The sequence below is a fragment of the Streptomyces sp. NPDC005811 genome, assembly GCF_040630405.1.
Lineage (GTDB): Bacteria > Actinomycetota > Actinomycetes > Streptomycetales > Streptomycetaceae > Streptomyces.
This window is the reverse complement of record NZ_JBEXXK010000001.1, coordinates 325192-346476: the sequence shown is the minus strand read 5'-3', so window position 1 is coordinate 346476 and position 21285 is coordinate 325192. Positions and strand designations below refer to the sequence as shown.

Below are 21285 nucleotides of genomic sequence, written 5' to 3'. Positions count from 1 at the left end.
GATGCTGGACACCGACCGGTGAATGCGGACGTCATTGTGAGCGCTAACAATTCATGGCGGTCAAGAGGGCTGCAACGGAACGTCGTCACGGTTGAATAACGCGCCTGGTGACGGGACTTGCTTGGACACCCGTCCAAGAACACCTCAACGCCCTCTCACACCAGCGAAGTTGAGCCATGGGGAGGGATGCGGAGGGTTGGGTTCCGGGGTGGCGATCCGGGAGCGCCGCGCCAAGCGGGCATGCCTGCTCCGCGGTGCGCGGCCTCCGGGCAGGGGGTCCGTGGCGCAAAGAGGCCGGGTGAGAGGTGTGTTGGCCGCAATACGCCCTAGGAGCACCACCACAGGAAGCGGGTGCAGGTTTCCGAGGGGGAGGGGTCGGGGGAGGACGGGTCCGAGGTCGTCGGGGCGGCCGTCGGGGTGGAGCCGGAGGGGGTCGTCGCACCCGAGGTGGAGCCGGAGGAGCCGGGGACGGTCGCGGACTGGGCTTCCTTGTCCGGGGTACGGCTCGCGTCCTCCGCGTCCGGGGACTCCGAGGCCGACGGGGACGCGGAGGCGCTGGGAGACGCCGAGGTCCTGTCCTCGCCGGTGCCCTTCCGGTCGTCCAACGGCTGTGCGGACGTGCTGGGTTCCGCGTCCGAGTCGTCCACCTCGGAGGACTCGCCGCCGGCCGCCGCCGGGTTCGGCTTCGAGGAGAACCCCGGCGCGTCCACGCCGAGTTCGGCCAGGCTCAGTCCGCCCGCCGCCAGCACGAAACCGGCGGTGATCAGCACCACGCGCTTACGGCGTCTGCGGTGGACGGCCGCCTTGCGGTCCCGTCGGCTCGCGTCCGAGGCGTCGACCGGCCCCACGCCCGCCGCGTCCCCGCGACCACCCCGCCCCTGCCCCCGCCGACGCGCGCCCCGCCCCTGCGGCTCACCGGAGTCGCCCCGACCCTGAACCGCACGCTCACCCTGGTCATCGCCCCCATGGCCCTCGCGATCGACCCGCTCGCCCCAGCCCTCGTCTCCGCCGTGGACGCCATCCCGGCGACCGTCACCATAAGCCTCATGGCCGACATGGCCGACATCGCCGACGCCACCCTCCCAGCCCTCGCCTCCGCCATCGACCCGCTCACCCCGGCCGTCGGCGCCATAAGCCTCGGGCCCGGCATATCCGCCCCGGCCCGCGCCACCGCCGTACACCCCGCCGTCGCCGTAGTGGTTCCCGCCGTACGCCCCCGGACCGGCAGAGCCGTTCCCGGCGGGATTGGCGTGATCGGTACCGCCCGTGGAGCCCCCGGGCGTGGCATGATCGCCGTGCTCCGGGGGGAGGCCCGGCCCGGGATACGCGCGTAGCGGAGCAGCAGGTGCGCCGCACCCCGGGCAGGTGAGGGCGCCGTTGAGGTGCCGTCGGCACGGGTGGCAGTAGTCCATGACGCGGGAAGACTAGGTTCCCCGGCGGTCACGTTCCCAGCCTCGCCTGTGAAAGTTGTGTGGGAAACCGGCCATACCGGTGCGGCGCCCCGGGTGACCTGCCACACACCTCCGACAGGCTCCGATGGCGAAAGGGGCATCGAAGCCGTCAAACCGTTACCTGTTCGACCCATTGACACTCCCCTCGCGCCGTCCTTACTGTCTGCCCAGCATTTCGAACATGTGACGAAATCTCGAACAGCCGAAGGGTAACTTCCGTGCGCATCACCGGAATCAGCACGCACGTGGTCGGGACGCCGTGGCGCAACCTGACCTACGTCCTGGTGCACACCGACGAGGGCATCACGGGTGTCGGCGAGACCCGCATGCTGGGCCACACCGACGCGCTGATCGGCTACCTGAGAGAAGCCGAGCAGAACCACATTCTCGGCTCCGACCCGTTCGCTGTCGAGGACCTCACCCGCCGGATGAAGTACGGCGACTACGGCCGGGCCGGCGAGATCGTGATGTCCGGCATCGCCGTCGTCGAGATGGCCTGCTGGGACATCAAGGGCAAGGCCCTCGGCGTCCCGGTCTGGCAGCTGCTCGGCGGCAAGGTCACCGACAAGGTCAAGGCGTACGCGAACGGCTGGTACACCACCGAGCGCACCCCGGAGGCCTACCACAAGGCCGCCCAGGGCGTCATGGAGCGCGGCTACAAGGCGCTCAAGATCGACCCCTTCGGCACCGGGCACTTCGAGCTCGACCACGAGCAGAGCCTGTACGCCGTCTCCCTCATCGAGGCCGTGCGCGACGCCATCGGGCCGGACGCCGAGCTGATGCTGGAGATGCACGGCCGCTTCTCCCCCGCCACGGCGGTGCGGCTGGCCAAGGAGCTGGCCCCGTTCAAGCCCGCGTGGCTGGAGGAGCCCTGCCCGCCGGAGAACCTGAAGGCGCTGGAGAAGGTCGCCGCCAAGGTCGACATCCCGGTCGCCACCGGTGAGCGGATCCACGACCGCATCGAGTTCCGCGAGCTCTTCGAGAGCCAGGCCGTGGACATCATCCAGCCGGACGTCGGCCACATCGGCGGCATCTGGGAGACCCGCAAGCTGGCCGCGACCGCCGAGGCGCACTACGTGCTCGTCGCCCCGCACAACGTCGGTGGCCCGGTGCTGACCGCCGCCTCCCTCCAGGTCGGCTTCACCTCCCCCAACTTCAAGATCCTCGAGCACTTCAACGACTTCGCCGACGCGGAGATCAAGAAGGTCGTCAAGGGCGCGCCCGAGGTGATCGACGGCTACTTCCACCTCTCCGACAAGCCCGGCCTCGGCGTCGAGCTGGACGTGGACGCCGCCGCCGAGTTCCCGCAGCAGCAGGCCCGCTTCGACCTGTGGGCCGAGGGCTGGGAGCAGCGGAAGCCGAAGGGCGCCAAGTGAGCACCGAGGTCGTCATCGAGGCGCCCGGCGAGCACCGGCTCACCGCGCACACCCCGCGCGAGCCGGGCCCGGGCGAGGCGCTGGTACGGGTCCACGCGGTGGGCATCTGCGGCAGCGACCGCGAGGTGTACCAGGGCAACCGGCCCGAGGGGTACGTCCGCTACCCGCTCACCCCCGGCCACGAGTGGTCCGGGACCGTGCAGGCCGTGGGCGCCGGGGTTCCCTCGGTCCTGGTCGGCCGGAAGGTGGTGGGCGAGGGCTTCCGCAACTGCCAGGTCTGCGACCGCTGCCACGCGGGCGAGACGACGCTGTGCACGGACGGGTACGAGGAGACCGGCTTCACCCAGCCGGGGGCGATGGCCACCACCCTGACCCTCCCGGCGCGGCTGCTGCACGTGCTGCCCGAGGACGCCGATCTCACGGCCGCCGCCCTGCTGGAGCCCGCCGCGTGCATCGCGGCCGCCGCCATCAAGGCGCGGGCGCTGCCGGGCGAGAAGGTGGCCGTGGTGGGCACCGGGACGCTGGGCATGTTCGCGGTGCAGTTCCTGAAGGCGGGCTCGCCGGCGGAGCTGCTGGTCGTGGGCACCCGGGACGACAGGGAAACGCTGTCACGGCGGTTCGGGGCGACCGACTTCCGCACCAAGGACCAGGAGCTCCCCGACGACTTCGACGTCGTGATCGAGACCGCGGGGTCCGCGAGTGCTGCCCGAACGGCCGCCTCGCTGCTCCGCAGGGGCGGACGTCTGGTCCTCACGGGCATTCCTGCCGCGGGCGCCGACGGCCTCGACCCGACGGATCTCGTGGTACGGCAGCTGGAGGTGCACACCGTCTTCGGGGCACCGCCGGACGCCTGGTCGCACACGGTGAGGGTGTTCGGGGCCGGACTGCTGGACCCGCTGCCGCTGGTCACGCACGAACTGCCGCTGGCCGAGTTCCCCGAGGCCATCGAGCTGGTGGGATCCGGCGATCCGAAGGTGGGCAAGGTGCTGCTCAAGCCGTAGCAGACGCCCCTCGAGACGTACGCCGGTGCGGGGGCGACCTGACGGTCTCCGCACCGGCGTACACCCAGACCCACCCGCACCCTGAGCCGCGAACCTCGTCCGAAATATCGAACACGAAGGACACCCTGTGACCGACGCTTCCGCCCCGGCAGCCCGTCGACCCGGTGAGCAGGCGCTCGCCGCACTCGGCCTGGGCGCACCCGCCCTCGACCCCGCCGACGCCTCGTCGCACTCCTTCCCGGGCGGCGGCCGCTGGCGCACCGAGGTCCCCTCCTGCGAGGGCCCCGAGGCGCTGGCCGTCATCCTGAAGGAGGCCTCGCGGCTCGACGTGCCGATCCACCGCATCAGCCAGGGCAGCGGCGTGTGGATGCTGACCGACGCCGAGATCACCGAGATGGTCGACGCGACGAACGAGCGGGACATCGAGCTCTGCCTGTTCACCGGTCCGCGCGGCACCTGGGACATCGGCGGCTCCACCCGGACCGACTCGCGCGGCGGGGGCCTGCGCGCCCGTGGGCACGACGCCGTCGCCGGCTGTGTCGAGGACGCCGTCCGCGCGACCGAGCTGGGCGTGAAGTGCCTGCTCGTCGCCGACGAGGGCGTGCTGTGGACGCTGCACCAGGCCCGTACGGCCGGCCTCATTCCGGCCGACACCACGCTGAAGGTGTCGGCGCTGATCGGCCCCGTGAACCCGGCCGCCTACGCCGTGTACGAGCGGCTCGGCGCCGACTCCGTGAATGTGCCCAGCGATCTCACGCTGGACCACCTGACCGAGATCCGCCGGGTCTCCGGTGCCCCGATGGACATGTACATCGAGGCACCCGACGACCTCGGCGGGTACATCCGGATGTACGAAGTGGCCGAGCTGATCCGGCGCGGCGCACCTCTGTACCTGAAGTTCGGTCTGTCCAAGGCCCCGGGGATCTACCCTTACGGCCACCACATGAGGGATCTGACCCTGTCCACCGCACGGGAGCGGGTCCGGCGCGGCCGGCTCGCGCTCGACCTGCTCGCGCGGCACGGAGCGGACGGCGACATGGCCCCGCTGGGGTCCAGGCTGCCCGGCGAACTGAACAGGTTTGACGTCCGGTCATAACGTTCCGGAAACCTCGCTTCACACAAGCCGACACAGGCGCGCAGAATCCCACACACCTCCTTCTCGGTCTTTTCACGGCGTCCCTCCAGGGCGTCCTCGCACCGCGGGACCGAGCCCTGCCACACATCAAGGATGATGAACATGCGTAACCGCAGAGCCGCACTCGCCGCCATAGCCGGAGCCGCTTCCCTCGCCCTCACGCTCAGCGCCTGTGGCCAGAGCGGCGAGGGTGGCAGCAAGGAGGAGAAGGGCAGCGCCAAGGGCGGCACGATCGGTATCGCGATGCCGACCAAGTCCTCGGAGCGCTGGATCACCGACGGTGCCAACGTCGAGAAGGACCTCCAGGCCAAGGGCTACAAGACCAAGCTGGTCTTCGGCGAGGACGACCCCGACCAGCAGGTCTCCCAGATCGAGAACCTGATCACGCAGGGCGTCAAGGCGCTGATCGTGGCCGCGATCGACAACAAGTCGCTGAACAACGTGCTCCAGCAGGCCGCCGACGCCAAGATCCCGGTCATCTCCTACGACCGTCTGATCCTCGGCACGAAGAACGTCGACTACTACGCGTCCTTCGACAACGAGAAGGTCGGCAAGCTCCAGGGCCAGTACATCGTCGACAAGCTCGGCCTGGCCGGCGGCAAGGGCCCCTTCAACATCGAGCTGTTCGCCGGCTCCAACGACGACAACAACACCAAGTACTTCTTCAACGGCGCGATGAGCGTGCTCCAGCCGTACATCGACAGCAAGAAGCTGGTGGTCAAGTCCGGCCAGACCGCGCTCACCCAGGTCACCACCCTGCGCTGGGACGGTGCCACCGCCCAGAAGCGCATGGAGGACAACCTCACCTCCTCGTACACCAAGGGCCGGGTCGACGCGGTGCTCTCGCCGTACGACGGCATCTCGATCGGCATCATCGCCGCGCTGAAGTCGGACGGCTACGGCACCAAGGCCAAGCCGCTCCCGGTCATCACCGGCCAGGACGCCGAGCTGGCCTCGGTGAAGTCGATCATCGCCGGTGAGCAGTCGCAGACGGTCTACAAGGACCTCCGCAAGCTCGCCCAGGTCGCCACCGACATGGTCGACGCCTCCCTCAACGGCAAGAAGCCCGAGATCAACGACACCAAGTCGTACGACAACGGCACCAAGGTCGTCCCCGCCTACCTGCTGCAGCCGGTCAGCGTCGACAAGACGAACTACGAGAAGGAGCTCGTCGAGGGCGGCTACTACACGGCGGACCAGCTCAAGTAAGCGTCGGCCCTTAAGGATTGGAAGGCACGACCATGGCGGGACCCGTCCTGGAAATGCGCTCGATCGTCAAGACCTTTCCCGGTGTGAAAGCGCTGTCGGACGTCTCACTGACCGTCCGTCAGGGCGAGGTCCATGCCATCTGCGGTGAGAACGGCGCCGGGAAGTCCACCTTGATGAAGGTGCTCTCCGGCGTCCATCCGCACGGCACCTACGAGGGCGACATCCTCTTCGAGGGAGAGGTCGTCCACTTCAAGGACATCCGCGCGAGCGAGCAGCACGGCATCGTCATCATCCACCAGGAACTGGCGCTGTCGCCGTACCTCTCCCTCGCGGAGAACATCTTCCTCGGCAACGAGCACGCCAAGGGCGGGTTCATCGACTGGCGGGAGACCCTGCGGCACGCCACGGAGCTGCTGCGCCGGGTCGGTCTGCACGACCACCCGGAGACCCGCGTCGCCGACATCGGCGTGGGCAAGCAGCAGCTCGTGGAGATCGCGAAGGCGCTGTCGAAGAAGGTGAAGCTGCTCATCCTCGACGAGCCGACCGCGGCGCTGAACGACGAGGACAGCGACAAACTGCTCGATCTCATCCTGGAGTTGAAGAAGCAGGGCATCACCTCGATCATCATCTCCCACAAGCTCAACGAGATCCGCAAGGTCGCCGACTCGGTGACGATCATCCGCGACGGCCAGACCATCGAGACGCTCGATGTGAAGGCGGCGGAGACGACCGAGGACCGGATCATCAGCGGCATGGTCGGCCGCGACCTCGACCACCGCTTCCCCGAGCGCACCCCGCACGAGGCGGAGGTGGACGCGTCTCCCGCCCTGGAGATCCGCAACTGGACCGTGCACCACCCGATCGACCAGCAGCGCAAGGTCGTCGACGACGTGTCGATCCAGGTGCGGCGCGGGGAGATCGTCGGCATCGCGGGCCTGATGGGCGCCGGCCGCACCGAACTCGCGATGAGCGTCTTCGGGCGGACCTACGGCCGCTACTCGGGCGGCACGGTCCTCAAGGACGGCAAGGAGATCCGTACCAGGACCGTCGCGGAGGCGGTCGACCACGGCATCGCGTACGTCACCGAGGACCGCAAGCACTACGGCCTCAACCTCATCGACACCATCAATCGCAACATCTCGCTGACCGCCCTGAACAAGGTGGCCAAGCGGGGCATCGTCGACGAGCACGAGGAGCGGCAGGTCTCCGAGGGCTACCGCAAGACGATGAACATCAAGGCGCCGACCGTCTTCGAGCCGGTGGGCAAGCTGTCCGGCGGCAACCAGCAGAAGGTCGTCCTCAGCAAGTGGATCTTCGCGGGTCCGGACGTGCTGATCCTGGACGAGCCCACGCGCGGCATCGACGTCGGCGCCAAGTACGAGATCTACACGGTCATCGACCAGCTGGCCGCCGAGGGCAAGGCGGTCGTCTTCATCTCCTCCGAGCTGCCCGAACTGCTCGGCATGTGCGACCGCATCTACACCATGGCCGCCGGACGGCTCACGGGCGAGGTCCCGCGGGCCGAGGCCACGCAGGAAGTGCTGATGCGTCAGATGACGAAGGACAAAGAGGTAACGCGATGAGCACGGACGTGACCAAGAGCCCGGCGGCGGCCCCGCCCGGCAAGAGCGGGGGCTCGGCCACCGGCGGCGGACTGCTGCAGCTGATGCTGGACGGCCTGCGCCGCAACATGCGGCAGTACGGCATGCTGATCGCGCTCGGCCTGCTCGTGGTCCTGTTCCAGGTGTGGACCGGCGGCGACCTGCTGCTGCCGCGCAACGTCTCCAACCTGGTCCTGCAGAACAGCTACATCCTGATCCTCGCGATCGGCATGATGCTGGTGATCATCGCGGGTCACATCGATCTGTCCGTCGGATCGGTGACGGCGTTCACCGGCGCCTTCGCGGCCGTACTGACGGTGCAGCACGGTGTGGCGTGGCCGCTCGCGCTGGTGCTGTGCCTGGCCATCGGCGCGGTGGCCGGCGCGGTGCAGGGTTACCTGATCGCCTACCTCGGCATCCCCTCCTTCATCGTCACCCTCGCGGGCATGCTGATCTTCCGTGGTCTGACGGAGATGTTCCTGAAGGGCCAGACCCTCGGCCCGTTCCCGGACGGCCTCCAGGAGATGGGCAACGGCTTCCTGCCCGAGGTCGGCCCGAACACGAACTACCACAACCTCACGCTGCTGCTGGGCTTCGCCCTGCTGGCCTTCGTGGTCCTCCAGGAGGTCCGCGACCGCAAGCGTCAGCAGGAGTTCGCGCTCGAGGTGGCGCCCAGGAACCTCTTCCTGCTCAAGCTCGTCGCCATCTCCGCCGCGATCCTCGCCGTCACGATGCTGCTCGCCAGCTACAAGGGCGCGCCGATCATCCTGATCGTCCTCGGCGCGCTGGTGGTCGGCTACGGCTACATCATGCGCAACGCCGTCTTCGGCCGTCACATCTACGCGATCGGCGGCAACCTGCCGGCGGCGAAGCTGTCCGGCGTCAAGGACAAGAAGGTCACCTTCCTCGTCTTCCTGAACATGGGCGCGCTCGCGGCCCTGGCCGGTCTGGTGGTCGCCGCCCGGCTGAACGCGGCCTCGCCGAAGGCGGGCCTCAGCTTCGAACTCGAGGCGATCGCCTCGTCGTTCATCGGCGGCGCGTCGATGAGCGGTGGTGTCGGCACCGTCCTCGGCGCGATCATCGGTGGTCTCGTCCTCGGTGTCCTGAACAACGGCATGAACCTCCTGAGCGTCGGCACCGACTGGCAGCAGGTCATCAAGGGCCTCGCCCTGCTGCTCGCGGTCGGCTTCGACGTCTGGAACAAGCGCAAGTCCGGTTCGTAGACCGGATCGACCGAACAGACCGGATGCAGACCGGATCGGGCCCCGCCGTGCGGCGGGGCCCTTTCCATGAGGTCCTGTGAACTGTGAACAGGGAGGCGCAATGCCGGTGAAGTCGCTGTTCGGCAAGCTGGCCGACGGCACGGAGATCCACAGCTGGGCGCTGGAGAACGGCGGGACCCGGCTGGAGGTCCTCTCCTACGGCGGGATCGTGCGGTCCCTGGAGATCCCCGACCGCGCGGGCCGCCTCGCGAACGTCAGCCTCGGCTTCGGCACGATCGAGGAGTACGTCGAGAGGACCCCGTACTTCGGCGCGCTGATCGGCCGCTACGGCAACCGGCTCGGCGCGGGCCGCTACACCCTCGACGGCGAGACCCACCGGGTGGACGTCAACGACGGGCCGAACAGCCTGCACGGCGGGGCGCAGGGCTTCGACCGCCGGGTCTGGGACGTCGAGCCCTTCGAGGACGGCGAGGACGTCGGCCTGCGGCTGTCCCGCACCAGCCCCGACGGCGAGATGGGCCACCCCGGCACGCTCGCGGTCCGGGTGACGTACACCCTCACCGCGGACGGCGGCTGGCGGATCGACTACGAGGCCACCACCGACCGCCCGACGGTGGTCAACCTGACGAACCACGTCTACTGGAACCTGGCCGGCGAGGGCAGCGGCCCGGTCACGGACCACGAACTGTCGATCGCCGCCGCCCGCTACACCCCGGTCGGCCCGGGGCTGATCCCCACGGGCGAACTGGCCGAGGTCGCGGGCACCCCCTTCGACTTCCGCACCGCGAAGGAGATCGGCCGGGACCTGCGGGTCGCCGACCCGCAGGTGCTGCACGGCCAGGGCTACGACCACAACTGGGTCCTCGACAAGGGCGTCACCGACGAGCCCGTCCCGGTGGCGTTCCTGCGCGACCCGTCCTCCGGCCGCACCCTGACCGTCGCCACGACCGAGCCGGGCCTCCAGTTCTACTCGGGCAACTTCCTCGACGGCACCCTGACCGGCCCCGGCGGCCGGGTCTACCGTCAGGGCGACGCGCTCTGCCTGGAGACCCAGCACTTCCCGGACTCCCCGAACCAGCCGTCGTTCCCGTCGACGACCCTGCGGCCCGGGGAGACGTACCGCTCGACGACGGTGCACACCTTCGGCTCGTAGGGGCGGAAGCGGGGGGCTGATGCGAAACATCACTTTCCGGTTCCGCAACTCACATTTTTTTCACATCGGTTGAACGGGGTGACTCACAACCCCGTATGTAGCAGTGGCCCGTGCTCCCCCGCGCGGGCCACCCAGACGACGGGCCCGGTCGTCCCCAGCGGGCCCGCCCCCTACGGAGGTTCCATGGCCGACAACGTCACCTCGTTGTTCCGCAGTACGGCGGCTCACAGCCCGTCGATGGCGGCGCTGACACGAGAAGGCGGCGACGGGACGGGCCCGGTCGACTTCTGTATCCCCTGCAACCCCTACTTCCCCACCCCGGCCATGATGGACACCATGTCCGCCAGACTGCGGGACATCGTCACCTACTACCCCAGCAGCGCCGACACCATCACCGCCGAGCTGTGCAACCTCCTCCAACTGCCGCCGTCCGCCGTCGCGATGGGCAACGGCTCCACCGAGCTGATCACCTGGATCGACCATCTGCTGATCCGTGAGTCCGTCGCCGTCCCCGTGCCCACCTTCGGCCGCTGGACCGACCAGCCGATGGAGACCGGCAAGCGCGTCGACATGTTCCCGCTCCAGGAGTCCAGCGGCTTCGCCCTCGACCTCGCGGCTTACGCCGACTTCATCCGCACCCGCGGGACCCGGGTCGCGGTCATCTGCAACCCGAACAACCCTGACGGCGGCTTCCAGCACAAGCACGCCCTCGTGCAGTTCATGGACGCGATGGCCGACCTCGACCTGATCATCATCGACGAGTCGTTCCTGGAGTTCGCCGACGCCGAGCAGGAGCCCAGCGTCGTGCAGGAGGCGATGATCCGCCCCAACGTCATCGTCCTGCGCAGCCTCGGCAAGAACTTCGGTCTGCACGGCATCCGGTTCGGCTACATGGTCGCCAACCCCTCCCTGGCCGGCAAGGTCCGCTCGATGCTGCCGAAGTGGAACCTCAACGCCTTCGCCGAGTACGTGGTCTTCATGCTCAAGGAGCACGGCCCCGAGTACATGCAGAGCCTGATGCAGGTGCGCCGGGACCGCCTCGACATGGCCAGCCAGCTCTCGGCGCTCCCCGGCCTCACCGTCTACCCGTCCCAGGGCAACTTCCTCTTCGTGCGCCTTCCCGTCGGCGCCGAGGGCACGGTCGTACGGGACCGGCTGCTCACCGAGCACCGCATCCTGATCCGGGAGTGCGGCAACAAGATCGGCTCCTCCAGCCGCTTCGCGCGGCTCGTGGTGCGCCCCCAGGTGGACGTGCGTCGCCTGGTGATCGGCCTGGAACAGGTGCTCTACGGGACCAGGAGGGGAGCCGTACCCGAGCTGAGCGCCGCAGTCAGCTACAGCTCGGGCACGGCAGCCGTGGACCGGCTCCTGGTCGAGGCGACCAACGGGGCGGGCATGCAGGGCCTCGCCGCTCAGGCCATGGGCATGCCGGGGCTGGTCCCGGCCGCCGCCGGCATGCAGATGCAGGCGCCCGCGATGGCGCAGCCCGCCCCGTCCAACGGCGCCGGGATGCCGTTGCCGGCCGCCGCACAGGTCTTCCCCCAGCCTGTGCCCGCGGCCGCTCCGGCCCCGGCGCCGGTCCCCGCGCCCATGCAGGCTCCCGTGCCCATGCAGGCGCCCGCGCCGATGATGTCCCCGGCGATGGCCCCGGCGATGGCTCCGGCCATGCAGGCGCCGATGGCTCCGGCCGCGCCCCAGGCCCAGACGCCGCCCGGCGTGCCCGCTCGTGGCGGGCTCACGGCGGCGCAGGTCCGTGGCACTAACGGGCTGGCGCCCGCGGCCGCCACGGGGTGGCCGAATGCCCAGCCTGCGCAGTCGTGGCCGAATGCGGCGGGGATGGGGCAGGTCGGGTAGCGCTCGGGGGGGTGCTGGTGCGCGGCCGGGTGCGGGTTCGTCGTGGCTGGTCGCGCAGTTCCCCGCGCCCCTAAAGACACACCAGGCGCCCTGCGTCAATAAGCCACCGGCCAACCCGTGCTCCAGCTCAGCAGGTTGATGCCCAGCTTGGGTGTGCCGTTGTCGTTGGCGTCGTAGTAGTGGTAGACGATCAGGTCGCCGTCGGTGTCGTTCAGGATGGACTGGCCGCCGGGGCCGATGACGCTGCCGTGGGACTCCAGGACCGGGGTGCCGCCGTTGTTCGTGAGGGCGACCCCGCTCTTGTCGTAGTAGGGGCCGGTGACGCTCGTGGCACGGCCGACCTTCACCTTGTACGTCGAACTGGTGCCGGTGCAGCAGGTGTCGTAGGACGCGAAGAGGTAGTAGTAGCCGTTGCGCTTGACGATGTACGGGGCCTCGATGGCCTTGGTGCCGGTCGGGCGGGCGGCCAGGGAGCGGCGGGCGGTGTCGGAGGAGAGCTGTTTCCCGGTGGAGGGGTCGATGCGGATCATCTTGATGCCGGTCCACCAACTCCCGAAGGACAGCCACCACTTGCCGTCGTCGTCGACGAAGAGGTTCGGGTCGATGGCGTTGTAGTCGCCGGCCGTGGTGGACGTGTAGACCGTGCCGTAGTCGGTCCAGGAGCCGGGCAGGCCGGTACTCGAACCCGCCAGTCCGATGGCGGACTTGTTGGAGCCGAAGGTCGAGACGGCGTAGTACATCAGGTACTTGCCGCCGTGGTACGAGATGTCCGGCGCCCAGGCCTCGGTGGTCCCGTACGACGACCACCAGCTCGGCCGGGTCGAGAACGCGTCACCGCCCGCGCTGAAGGCGATCCGGTCGGTGGAGGTGCGGTAGGCGAGGCCGCCGCCGGTGGCGTACAGCAGATAGCGGCCGGCCGAGGTGCGGATCATGGTGGGGTCGTGGACGACCGTGGAGCCGGTGACCGTGCCCGGGTTGGGGTAGGCGGAGGCCGTGGTGGGGGTCAGGGCCAGCAGGATCGCGGCCGGGACCGCGAGCAGGGCTGTTCTGCGTGAGGTGGGGCTCATGCGGACGGAACGTAAAATCGAACCCTTTGCGCGTCAACGTTCCCCACGCCCATTCGAAACTCTTCGAAAATCGTGCAACAGGCAACTACTGTCGACACTTTGCCTGACAAGTAACTTGACGGATGTTCACTTTACTGTTCTGACAGACTGCGGACAGAAACGCTCCCTACGGTGCCGTGTTCATGACAGACACCTCGGAAACTCGCAGCCCCATCGGACGCCGCACGGTGCTGGTCGCGACGGGCGCCACCGCCGCCGCCCTCGCCGTCGGCGCCGCCGCGTCGACCGAAGCCCCCACCGTCACGGCGGACGACACCGCTCCCGTCGCCGCCGCGGCCGTCTGCACCCTCACCAAGGAGATGACCGAAGGCCCCTACTACCTCGACGGACAGTACGTCCGTTCCGACGTCACCGAGGGCAAGGCCGGCATCCCGCTGAAGCTGGCCCTGACCGTGGTCGACTCCAGCAGCTGCGCCCCCCTCAGCAACGCCCTGGTGGAGATCTGGCACGCCGACGCCCTCGGCGAATACTCCGGTTACGTCGGCAACAACGGCCACAGCGAACCGGACGACGGCACCTTCCTGCGCGGTGGTGTGCTCACCAACTCCAGCGGGCTCGCCTCGATCACCACGATCTACCCCGGCTGGTACCGCGGCCGCTGCATCCACATCCACGTCAAGGTCGCCACCGGTGTCACGGTCTCCTCCGACGGGCACTTCAGCGGCGGCAACGAGCTGCACACCGGCCAGCTCTTCATCGACGAGACCATCACGACCGCCGTCGCGAAGATCTCGCCGTACTCGACCAACACGGTCACCCGCACCACCCTCGCCCAGGACTCCATCTACGACGACGCGGGCGCCTCCTCCGGCCTGATGACGCTGACCGCCCTGGGGAGCTCCACGTCCTCCGGGTACTCGGCCACCCTGACCCTGGGTGTCGACAGCTGAGCCCCACCTGTCTTCCGGCTGGGCGTCATCGCAACCGCGGTGGCGCCCAGTCCGCGTGTCGGAGGGCCGCGCGGAGGGTGAGTTCCGAGGGGGCCAGCCGCAGGGCCGTGTCGCGCAGGGCGGTGGCGAGGGGGTGGGTGAGGCCGTGGCCGATCCGGCCCGCCTGGCGGGCGGCGCGGGCCACGGACTGTGTACGGCGTCGGCGTTCCGCGTCGTAGCGGCGCAGGGCCGCCGTGACGGTGGGTCCGTCCGCCAGGCGGGCGGCCAGGACCACCGCGTCCTCCAGCGCCTGGCTCGCGCCCTGGCCGAGGTTCGGGGTCATGGCGTGCGCCGCGTCGCCGAGCAGGGCGACCCGGCCCAGGGTGAACGCCGGGAGCGGGGTGCGCAGTTCATGGATGTCTTGACATCCTCCCCCTCTTAAAAGAGTGGGATTCCAACCCGGTTGGGTTGAGGTTCACGGGTGCTCGAACGGCTGGTGGCCGCTGTCACTCCTCCGGCACCGGCTGTTCGCCGGGGGCGGGGGATCCCGCCCTGTCCTGCCGCGACATTGTTGGCTGCGTTCTCATCCGCGTTGCAGGTGAAGCCGCAGGAGGAGCAGCAGAACTCGGCTTGGCTCTTGCGCGAGTTCTTGTCGATCCACCCACAGGCACTGCACCGCAGACTCGTGTAGGGGGCCGGAACATCCTCGACCCGGCCCGGGGCCTTCTGCTCCGTGCGCCGGCGGAGCAGGCCCCAGCCCTGGGCGAGGATGCCCCGGTTCAGCCCGGACTTCTGCGCCACGTTCCTGCCGGGCTGGCCCACGGTTCCCTTCGCCGAGCGAGTCATGTTCTTGATGTTCAGCTTCTCGAACCGGATCAGGTTGTAGGTTCGGGCGAGCATGGTGGAGGTCTTCTCGCACCAGTCCTTGCGCCGGTTCACCTCCCGCGCCTTGAGCCGGGCGACCCTCGCGTACCCGGCCGCTTTCTGGGGGCTGCCCTTCTTCGCCCGGGCCGCCCGCCGCTCATGCTTGCGGATCCGGGCACGTTCCCTGACGGTGAGCTGCGGGCAGCTCAGCTTCCGGCCGTCCGAGAGGGCAGCGGTGATCGTGACACCCCGGTCGATGCCGATCACCCCACCCGCGCCGGGCGCCGCGACCGGCTCAGGGACGACCGCGAACGCGATGTGCCACTGACCGTTGCGGAAGGTGACCCGGAACGTCTTCGCGTCGGGCAGCCGCGCTCCCCTGCCCCTGGCGCTGAGGCGGAGCCAGACCCATCCGCAGCCGGGCACTTTTACCTGCGCCCATCGCCGGTTGAGCCTCTGCACGACCACCGAGCGGCCCATGACCTGCTTACCGGTCTTCGCGTTCAGCTTCGGCGACCCGTCCGCGTCGTACTCCGGGACCCGGTCGGTGCCGATGACCCGGAAACCCTCATGCCGGAACCTTTTGCGCCAGGTCGGCTCACCGAACCCGGACGTGAACCGGGCACTCCTGGCCTGGGCGAAGTCCTTCAGCGCCTGCTGCTGCACATCCGCGCTCCCAGCGGCCAGCCACGCGTTCTCCCGCCGTGCCTCGGTCAGCTGACGGCACTGCTCCGCGAAGCCAGGCGCGGACCTGCGGCCGGGCCGCCAGTGCGCGTGCTGCTCCACCGCCAGGTTCCACACGTACCTCGCGTGCGCGCAGTACAGCAGCATCTGCCGCTCCTGCACGGGCGTCGGGTACAGCCGGAAACGTGACATGCCACGAAACTAGCCACCCCGTTCCCCTCCCGCGCCTGCCTTCGATCACCATCACCCGTGAGAGTGACCGACACGCCCTCCATCCCAGAGCAGCGCCCTGCCACAGACCCTCAACCCGCCGACACCACGAACAGCCTGAGGCCGGCCTCACCGCCGCATCTCCCGACACGACGAATCGCCCAGGCGGCGATCCAGCGTCCTCTGCCCCGCTACGCGGGAGCGGACATTCACCCCGGCCCTGAAGAACCGGGCACCCTGTCCAGGAGCAAGGCGGACGTTCGGGGCGGTCGTCCAGGGCCTGCGGGAGCACCACGGACTGAGCAGGGAGGAACTCGGCGACGTCGTGGGCTTCTCCAAACACACGGTGGCCTCCGTGGAGCTGGGGAGGCGAATGCCGGACGAGGAGTTCGTGGAGGCGGCGGAGGGGGCCTTGGGCAACACGGGGGCGTTGCGGCGGGCGGCCGGTTTCGTCGAACGGCAGGCCGGGTTGGCGACCTGGTTCCAGCGGTGGGCCCGGCTGGAGGCGACGGCGATCACGCTGTACGTGTACGAGAGCCGGATGATTCCGGGGTTGTTGCAGACGGAGGCGTACGCGCGGCATCTGTTCACGGAGAAACTGCCGCCCCTGACCGACGAGCAGATCGAAGCCAACTGGGCAGCCCGGGCCAAGCGTCAACTGCTGCTCCAGGAAAGGCCGAACACCAAGTTCGGTTTCGTCCTCGAAGAGCACGCACTACGGCGACGGACCGGCGGTGCGGAGGTCGCTCGCGGAGCCATCGATCACCTGTTGGCGATGAGCGACCCGCGCAACCTCGACATCCAGATCATGCCGATGGTCTGCGAGTCGCACCCAGGACTCGGCGGCCCGCTCCAGCTACTGGAGACGCCGAATCACAAGTGGTACGCATACTGCGAGGGCCAGCGGGGTGGCCTGCTGGTCTCCGAACCGAAAGAGGTCAGCATCCTCCACATGCGCTATGCCAGGATGCTTTCGCAGGCTCTCCGACCGGATGATTCCAGGAGCCTGTTGCGGCAGATCCGAGGAGACCTATGAACACGTCCGAACTGGCCTGGTTCAAGAGCAGCTACAGCAGCAGCGGCGACGGCGACTGCGTAGAAGTCGCCCCCCGCCCCCACCAGATCCACGTACGCGACTCCAAGGACGAGTCCGGCCCCCACCTCACCCTCTCCCCCACCGCGTGGGCCGAGTTCGTGGCCCACGCGGGGAGGTGACCCGAGGGTCAAGGCAGCCGGTCTACTTGGCGGGGCACTGCTTCCACGCCATGTGGTAGACGGTGTTGATGTCGCCGTCGGTCGAGTCCATCGTCATGAAGCTGACCTTGGACGGCGAGGAACTGCCCGCGTTCACGCGCAGCTCGGTGTTGATGTTGAAGTTGCGCTGGACGCCGCACGGGGCGTAGACGAGGTTCGCCCAGTCCGTGGTGTCGGTCGCCTGCCAGTTGTCGTTGAGCGCGCCGTTGAAGGTGTGGTTCTTGAACACCGTCTGCGACGAGCCCTGGAAGTAGTACGACGACCGCTGCACGGCGTTCGCGCCCGACTGGAGCGAGGCGAAGCCGCGGTAGTCCGCCTGGGCGATGGCGTACGTGAAGCCCGACGGGACATGGACGATCAGGCTGAGCTGGCAGTTCTTGCGGAACGCGGTCGGGTCGGAGTTGCCGCCGACCTGGGCGAGGTACTCGCTGTAGGTCACGGTGAAGGCGGTGTTGTCCTCGGAGACCGCGACCGCCGCCGAACCGGGACGGCAGCCGGAGCCGTTGACCGTGGCGACATCGATGACGATCTTGTCCGGGGGCGGGTCGGCGATCCCGCCCGAATGGGGCGCGGGCATCGCCGCGGTGACGAGGGCGGCGACGGCGCCGCCCAGGAACAGTCCACTTGCCATGGGGGGTCTCTCCTCTTCGAGGAAGCACTTCGTTGAAGCGTGGAGAACCTGTGAGGTTTCTGTGGAGCACCGCGGCGATGGAATCGTAGGGAGACCGTCGGGAATCGGTCAGGGCGAACTCCGGCCATTCACCCCGGCCCGTTCACACACCGGCCCCCGCGCACACCGGATCAGGAGACCAGGGGCTGCTCCTCCGACTCGGTCAGCCGCACGGTGCACAGTCCGCCGCGCTCGGTCGTCACCTCGGTCACCTTGAGCTGGGTGCCGGGCAGCAGGATGAACTCCTCCTCGCCGGTGAACGCGGAGAACTGCCGGATGCCGACGGCCCGCGCGGGCTGCACCTCGAACAGCGTCCGCTTGCCGCGGCTGCCCAGGAAGGCGCGGGCCACGCCGGCCTCGGAGGTGCAGGACGACACACCCCACCAGGTGACGGTCCGGCCGACCGGGTACTGCGACCTCAGGTCCAGCGGGACGCCGCGCCACAGCGGCTCGGTGCGCGCGGGCAGCGCCGACACCGCCGAGAACAGCAGCCGCAGATACGGCAGGTACGGAACCACACGCGACCGGTCGGGGTGGCGCAGGACCGCGTTGATCTCCCGGTAGAACGCCGACTCGCAGGTGTAGAGGTAGAGCGCGGCGACCGCGTCGGCGGCCAGGCTCCCCTGCTGCTGGTCGGCGAGCCGCTTGCCGAACTCGTGCGAGCGCTGGACGTGCCGGTCGAGGCCGCGCAGCAGGCCGGCGACGGGGCCGACGGCGTCCGGGAAGGCCAGCAGCGGGGTGTCGAACACCCCGGTGATCTCGGGGAGGACGAGACCCTCGTCCTTGACGCTGGAGAGCCGCTCCAGATAGAGCTGGTGCAGCTCCATGGTGGATGTGATGAACGCGCCCATGCGGGCGGCGACCCCGTCGTCGGCCCCGCCGGCCTCCCCCGCCTGCTGGTCCCAGCCGGTGCTCGGCAGCCAGTCGACCGGTTCCGCGCCCACCGCCGCGAGGGCGTCGTTGACCAGGGTGAAGTGGTCGCCGTCGCAGAAGATGTCGCCTTGGGCGGCGGGGTTGCAGTGGTCGAGGTGGCGGACCTCGACGTCCGGGTACTTCTTCTGGAGCCGCTGGACGACCGACTTCAGGCTGCGCGCGTGCGCTCCCCACCAGGCGAAGACGACACCGCGGTCCTCCTCGTCCTCGGCGTCCTGCTTGGCCTTGAGGATCTCCTCGACGATCCGCTCGGCGACCGGCCGCCAGAACGCGGTGTGCGGATCGGACCCGCGCGGTCCGTCGCTGCTCGCGGTGAGGGCCGCGTTCAGCAGCAGGACGCCCTGGGTGAGCATCGCCTGGAACCACTCCGGCGGCTGGACCGTGTCCTGCTCCTTCAGCAGCGCGCGGACGTCGGCTATCGGGGTCTTCTTCGGGATGCCGTACTTCCACATGGCCGCCGCCTTGATCAGGCAGCGGATGCTCACGGCCCGGCCGAACTGGCTGTCCTTCCAGTCGTGGAAGGTGTTGTCGAACATCGCGATGCCGGTGGCGCTCTCCGGACGCGGATACGGGTTCTGCCCGAAGACGACGACCTTCCACTTCTGCGGCGGGTTCGGCTTGAGCGCCTGGAAGGTCAGTTCACGGACCGGGACCACGTCCGGACCGCGGCCCGGGCCGATGAACGAGGCGGCGCCCGGCTGCGCTTCGATGACGGGCTTGAGCAGCGGAAGCCACGGTTCACCGCCGCCCTTGAACAGGTCGGTGAGGGCCAGCGGGTCGTTCGGGTCGGGCTGCGCGGAGGCGTTGGCGTCGATCATGGCGCGGACGCTACTGGGACCCACTGACAACGCCCCGTCGGCCACGGGGCGTTGTCAGTGGGTCCTTGTAGCGTCGTGATCACTGGATGGAGCAGGTCCCGACGGGAGTGTGGAAGATGACCGTGAACCGTGCGCAGGCGCCGCTGAAGGTGGTGCTGACCGACGTCAACACCAAGGTGGTCGAGGCCTGGCGGGCCGCGTTCGCCGACACGCCGGAGATCGAGATCCGCAAGGGCTCGATCCTCGACGTACGGGCCGACGCCTGGGTCAGCCCGACCAACGCCCGCGGACTGATGAACGGCGGGGTGGACGCCGTCGTCAAGCGGCACCTCGGCGCGGGCATCCAGCTGCGGGTGCAGCGGGCGATCCGCGACGGGTTCGGCGGGCGGCTCCCGGTGGGCAGCGCGGTGTGCGTGCCGTCCGGGGCGACGAACCCCCAGTTCCTGATCTCCACGCCCACGATGGAGCAGTCCTCGCAGAACGTGAGCGAGACGCTGAACGTGGCCCTGGCCTGCGCCGCCGCGTTCCAGGCGATCCACCGGAAGAACGACGACACGCCCGGCGCCATCGGGTCGGTGGCCCTGGTCGGCATGGGCGCGCAGACCGGACGGGTGCCGGCCCGGGTGTGCGCGAACCTGATGTGGACGGGCTACACGCTCTTCAACGACCACCGCTTCGAGGACTACGACGACCTGCGCGCCACGATCGTCGCCCAGCTCGACCACATCGAGAGCGCGCCCGCCGAGCAGCGGGTCCGGATAGCGCCGCCGAAGCGCGCAACCCCGCGCCGCTGATGGGGACTTGCCCCAACTCGCCGTGAATCACGGGGGGTTGACCGTTGCATCCCCAGGTCCTTCACAGCCGCACATTAAGGATTTCCTCAGCTGCGCTCCTAATTTCTTCCGCATGACGGGAAACAACGAGCACCACGAGATCCTCGACAGCAACGACACCACCGACCCCCAGCAGCCCGGGAGGCACCGGCTCGACAAGAGCATGAAGCGCCGCCGCGTCCTGATCGGCGGCAGCGCGGTCGCCGCCGCCGGCGGACTGGCGATCGCCGGAATGGCCTCGGCCGACACCACCACCAGCGAGTCGAGCTCCTCGGCCGCCGAGGCCAAGGCCTCCACCTCCACCTCCACCACCTCCGGCGTCTGCACCCTGAACGCCGAGGTCACCGAGGGTCCGTACTCCCTGGACGGCGCCCTCGTCCGCGAGGACATCCGGGAGGACAAGGAGGGCTTCGAGGTCCAGTACACCTTCACCGTCGTCGACCAGGCCAACGACTGCGAGCCGCTCGCGGACGCCCTCGTGGAGATCTGGCACTGCGACGCCCTCGGCGAGTACTCCGGCTTCGTGGGCGGCAACGGCCACACGGAGGAGGACAACGGCACCTTCCTGCGCGGCGGTCAGATGACCGACGAGAACGGCCAGTGCAGCATCACCTCGATCTGGCCCGGCCACTACGTCTCCCGCGCGGTGCACGTCCATATGCGAGTGCACACGGACGTGACGCTCACCGACGACTCGTACACCGGCGGCGACGTCATCCACACCGGTCAGTTGTTCTTCGACGCGGACATCAACGAGGAGATCCAGGCGACCTCGCCGTACTCCGCGAACACCACCAAGGAGACCGCACTCGCCGACGACAGCATCTACGACGACGGAGGCGCGTCCTCGGGCCTGCTGACCCTGACCGCGCTCGGCTCCAGCGTCTCCGACGGCTACAAGGCCACTCTCACCGTGGGCGTCAACTCCGCCTGACCCCCAGGGCGGTGCCCACCCACCCCCGCCGCGGCCCCCAGCCACGCACTGGTCAGGGCCGCGGCGGAACGGCCCCCTTCTCGACT

Annotated in this window: 19 protein-coding genes and 1 pseudogene; 14 read left to right on the top strand and 6 right to left on the bottom strand. The window is 69.1% G+C overall.

The features are described from left to right. Nucleotides 1-326: 326 nt before the first annotated feature. Complete coding sequence (locus ABZ490_RS01550) at nt 327-773, bottom strand: hypothetical protein (RefSeq protein WP_358982739.1); 447 nt, start codon at nt 771-773, stop codon at nt 327-329. Nucleotides 774-791: 18 nt separating this feature from the next. On the opposite strand from ABZ490_RS01550, the gene ABZ490_RS01545 reads away from it, so the two are divergent. The 9 genes from ABZ490_RS01545 to ABZ490_RS01505 all read left to right on the top strand — a co-directional run bounded on the left by ABZ490_RS01545 (nt 792) and on the right by ABZ490_RS01505 (nt 12003). After that, complete coding sequence (locus ABZ490_RS01545) at nt 792-1334, top strand: hypothetical protein (RefSeq protein WP_358982737.1); 543 nt, start codon at nt 792-794, stop codon at nt 1332-1334. Nucleotides 1335-1669: 335 nt separating this feature from the next. Then, nucleotides 1670-2827, top strand: a complete 1158-nt coding sequence (locus tag ABZ490_RS01540) for a mandelate racemase/muconate lactonizing enzyme family protein (RefSeq protein WP_358982735.1) — start codon at nt 1670-1672, stop codon at nt 2825-2827. Then, nucleotides 2824-3828 (top strand): alcohol dehydrogenase catalytic domain-containing protein, encoded by a 1005-nt coding sequence (locus tag ABZ490_RS01535; protein WP_358982733.1) that lies wholly within the window; start codon nt 2824-2826, stop codon nt 3826-3828. Before ABZ490_RS01540 ends, ABZ490_RS01535 begins: the two co-directional genes overlap by 4 nt. Before the next feature lie 127 nt (nt 3829-3955). Then, entirely contained in the window at nt 3956-4924 is a 969-nt protein-coding gene (locus tag ABZ490_RS01530) for a hypothetical protein (protein WP_358982731.1), read from the top strand. Nucleotides 4925-5065: 141 nt separating this feature from the next. After that, complete coding sequence (chvE, locus tag ABZ490_RS01525; protein ID WP_358982729.1) at nt 5066-6172, top strand: multiple monosaccharide ABC transporter substrate-binding protein; 1107 nt, start codon at nt 5066-5068, stop codon at nt 6170-6172. Between the two features lie 32 nt (nt 6173-6204). After that, nucleotides 6205-7755 (top strand): multiple monosaccharide ABC transporter ATP-binding protein, encoded by a 1551-nt coding sequence (mmsA, locus tag ABZ490_RS01520; protein WP_358982727.1) that lies wholly within the window; start codon nt 6205-6207, stop codon nt 7753-7755. Further along, the gene (gene mmsB, locus ABZ490_RS01515) at nt 7752-8996 is read left to right on the top strand and encodes a multiple monosaccharide ABC transporter permease (RefSeq protein ID WP_358982724.1); all 1245 of its coding nucleotides are present in this window, start codon (nt 7752-7754) and stop codon (nt 8994-8996) included. The genes mmsA and mmsB overlap by 4 nt, the downstream gene beginning before the upstream one ends. A 100-nt stretch (nt 8997-9096) precedes the next feature. Beyond that, nucleotides 9097-10149 (top strand): aldose epimerase family protein, encoded by a 1053-nt coding sequence (locus tag ABZ490_RS01510; protein ID WP_358982722.1) that lies wholly within the window; start codon nt 9097-9099, stop codon nt 10147-10149. A 183-nt stretch (nt 10150-10332) separates the two neighbouring features. Continuing rightward, entirely contained in the window at nt 10333-12003 is a 1671-nt protein-coding gene (locus tag ABZ490_RS01505; RefSeq protein WP_358982720.1) for a histidinol-phosphate transaminase, read from the top strand. Between the two features lie 95 nt (nt 12004-12098). Here ABZ490_RS01505 and ABZ490_RS01500 read toward each other — a convergent pair whose 3' ends face one another. Beyond that, a complete protein-coding gene (locus ABZ490_RS01500) occupies nt 12099-13070 on the bottom strand; it encodes an arabinan endo-1,5-alpha-L-arabinosidase (RefSeq protein ID WP_358982718.1) in 972 nt (323 codons plus the stop codon). Between the two features lie 182 nt (nt 13071-13252). Between ABZ490_RS01500 and ABZ490_RS01495 the strand changes: the two genes are divergently transcribed. Then, nucleotides 13253-14020: an intradiol ring-cleavage dioxygenase gene (locus ABZ490_RS01495; protein WP_358982716.1), complete on the top strand. Its 768-nt coding sequence runs from the start codon at nt 13253-13255 to the stop codon at nt 14018-14020. A gap of 25 nt (nt 14021-14045) precedes the next feature. Here the strand turns inward: ABZ490_RS01495 and ABZ490_RS01490 are convergent. After that, nucleotides 14046-14420 (bottom strand): annotated as a pseudogene (locus ABZ490_RS01490) (FAD-dependent monooxygenase); the annotation flags it as partial. A gap of 17 nt (nt 14421-14437) precedes the next feature. Continuing rightward, nucleotides 14438-15739, bottom strand: coding sequence for a transposase (locus ABZ490_RS01485; RefSeq protein WP_358982714.1), 1302 nt, complete (start codon nt 15737-15739; stop codon nt 14438-14440). A gap of 238 nt (nt 15740-15977) precedes the next feature. Here ABZ490_RS01485 and ABZ490_RS01480 point away from each other — a divergent pair, with 238 nt between their 5' ends. Both ABZ490_RS01480 and ABZ490_RS01475 read left to right on the top strand, forming a co-directional pair. After that, nucleotides 15978-16793, top strand: a complete 816-nt coding sequence (locus tag ABZ490_RS01480; protein ID WP_358982964.1) for a helix-turn-helix transcriptional regulator — start codon at nt 15978-15980, stop codon at nt 16791-16793. Further along, a complete protein-coding gene (locus ABZ490_RS01475) occupies nt 16790-16972 on the top strand; it encodes a DUF397 domain-containing protein (protein ID WP_358982712.1) in 183 nt (60 codons plus the stop codon). The genes ABZ490_RS01480 and ABZ490_RS01475 overlap by 4 nt, the downstream gene beginning before the upstream one ends. A gap of 22 nt (nt 16973-16994) precedes the next feature. On the opposite strand, the gene ABZ490_RS01470 is transcribed toward ABZ490_RS01475, so the two are convergent. Both ABZ490_RS01470 and ABZ490_RS01465 read right to left on the bottom strand, forming a co-directional pair. Further along, nucleotides 16995-17642: a DUF4360 domain-containing protein gene (locus ABZ490_RS01470; protein ID WP_358982709.1), complete on the bottom strand. Its 648-nt coding sequence runs from the start codon at nt 17640-17642 to the stop codon at nt 16995-16997. Nucleotides 17643-17812: 170 nt separating this feature from the next. Continuing rightward, nucleotides 17813-19432: an ADP-ribosyltransferase domain-containing protein gene (locus ABZ490_RS01465; RefSeq protein ID WP_358982707.1), complete on the bottom strand. Its 1620-nt coding sequence runs from the start codon at nt 19430-19432 to the stop codon at nt 17813-17815. 116 nt (nt 19433-19548) lie between these two features. On the opposite strand from ABZ490_RS01465, the gene ABZ490_RS01460 reads away from it, so the two are divergent. After that, nucleotides 19549-20226, top strand: a complete 678-nt coding sequence (locus tag ABZ490_RS01460) for a macro domain-containing protein (protein WP_358982705.1) — start codon at nt 19549-19551, stop codon at nt 20224-20226. 112 nt (nt 20227-20338) lie between these two features. Then, a complete protein-coding gene (locus ABZ490_RS01455; protein WP_358982703.1) occupies nt 20339-21199 on the top strand; it encodes an intradiol ring-cleavage dioxygenase in 861 nt (286 codons plus the stop codon). Nucleotides 21200-21285 lie beyond the last annotated feature (86 nt).

Coding starts and splice junctions, on each gene's coding strand:
- chvE (WP_358982729.1), top strand. CDS start 5,066: ATGCGTAACCGCAGAGCCGCACTCGCCGCCATAGCCGGAGCCGCTTCC.
- mmsA (WP_358982727.1), top strand. CDS start 6,205: ATGGCGGGACCCGTCCTGGAAATGCGCTCGATCGTCAAGACCTTTCCC.
- mmsB (WP_358982724.1), top strand. CDS start 7,752: ATGAGCACGGACGTGACCAAGAGCCCGGCGGCGGCCCCGCCCGGCAAG.
- ABZ490_RS01510 (WP_358982722.1), top strand. CDS start 9,097: ATGCCGGTGAAGTCGCTGTTCGGCAAGCTGGCCGACGGCACGGAGATC.
- ABZ490_RS01505 (WP_358982720.1), top strand. CDS start 10,333: ATGGCCGACAACGTCACCTCGTTGTTCCGCAGTACGGCGGCTCACAGC.
- ABZ490_RS01500 (WP_358982718.1), bottom strand. CDS start 13,070: ATGAGCCCCACCTCACGCAGAACAGCCCTGCTCGCGGTCCCGGCCGCG.
- ABZ490_RS01495 (WP_358982716.1), top strand. CDS start 13,253: ATGACAGACACCTCGGAAACTCGCAGCCCCATCGGACGCCGCACGGTG.
- ABZ490_RS01485 (WP_358982714.1), bottom strand. CDS start 15,739: ATGTCACGTTTCCGGCTGTACCCGACGCCCGTGCAGGAGCGGCAGATG.
- ABZ490_RS01475 (WP_358982712.1), top strand. CDS start 16,790: ATGAACACGTCCGAACTGGCCTGGTTCAAGAGCAGCTACAGCAGCAGC.
- ABZ490_RS01470 (WP_358982709.1), bottom strand. CDS start 17,642: ATGGCAAGTGGACTGTTCCTGGGCGGCGCCGTCGCCGCCCTCGTCACC.
- ABZ490_RS01465 (WP_358982707.1), bottom strand. CDS start 19,432: ATGATCGACGCCAACGCCTCCGCGCAGCCCGACCCGAACGACCCGCTG.
- ABZ490_RS01460 (WP_358982705.1), top strand. CDS start 19,549: ATGACCGTGAACCGTGCGCAGGCGCCGCTGAAGGTGGTGCTGACCGAC.
- ABZ490_RS01455 (WP_358982703.1), top strand. CDS start 20,339: ATGACGGGAAACAACGAGCACCACGAGATCCTCGACAGCAACGACACC.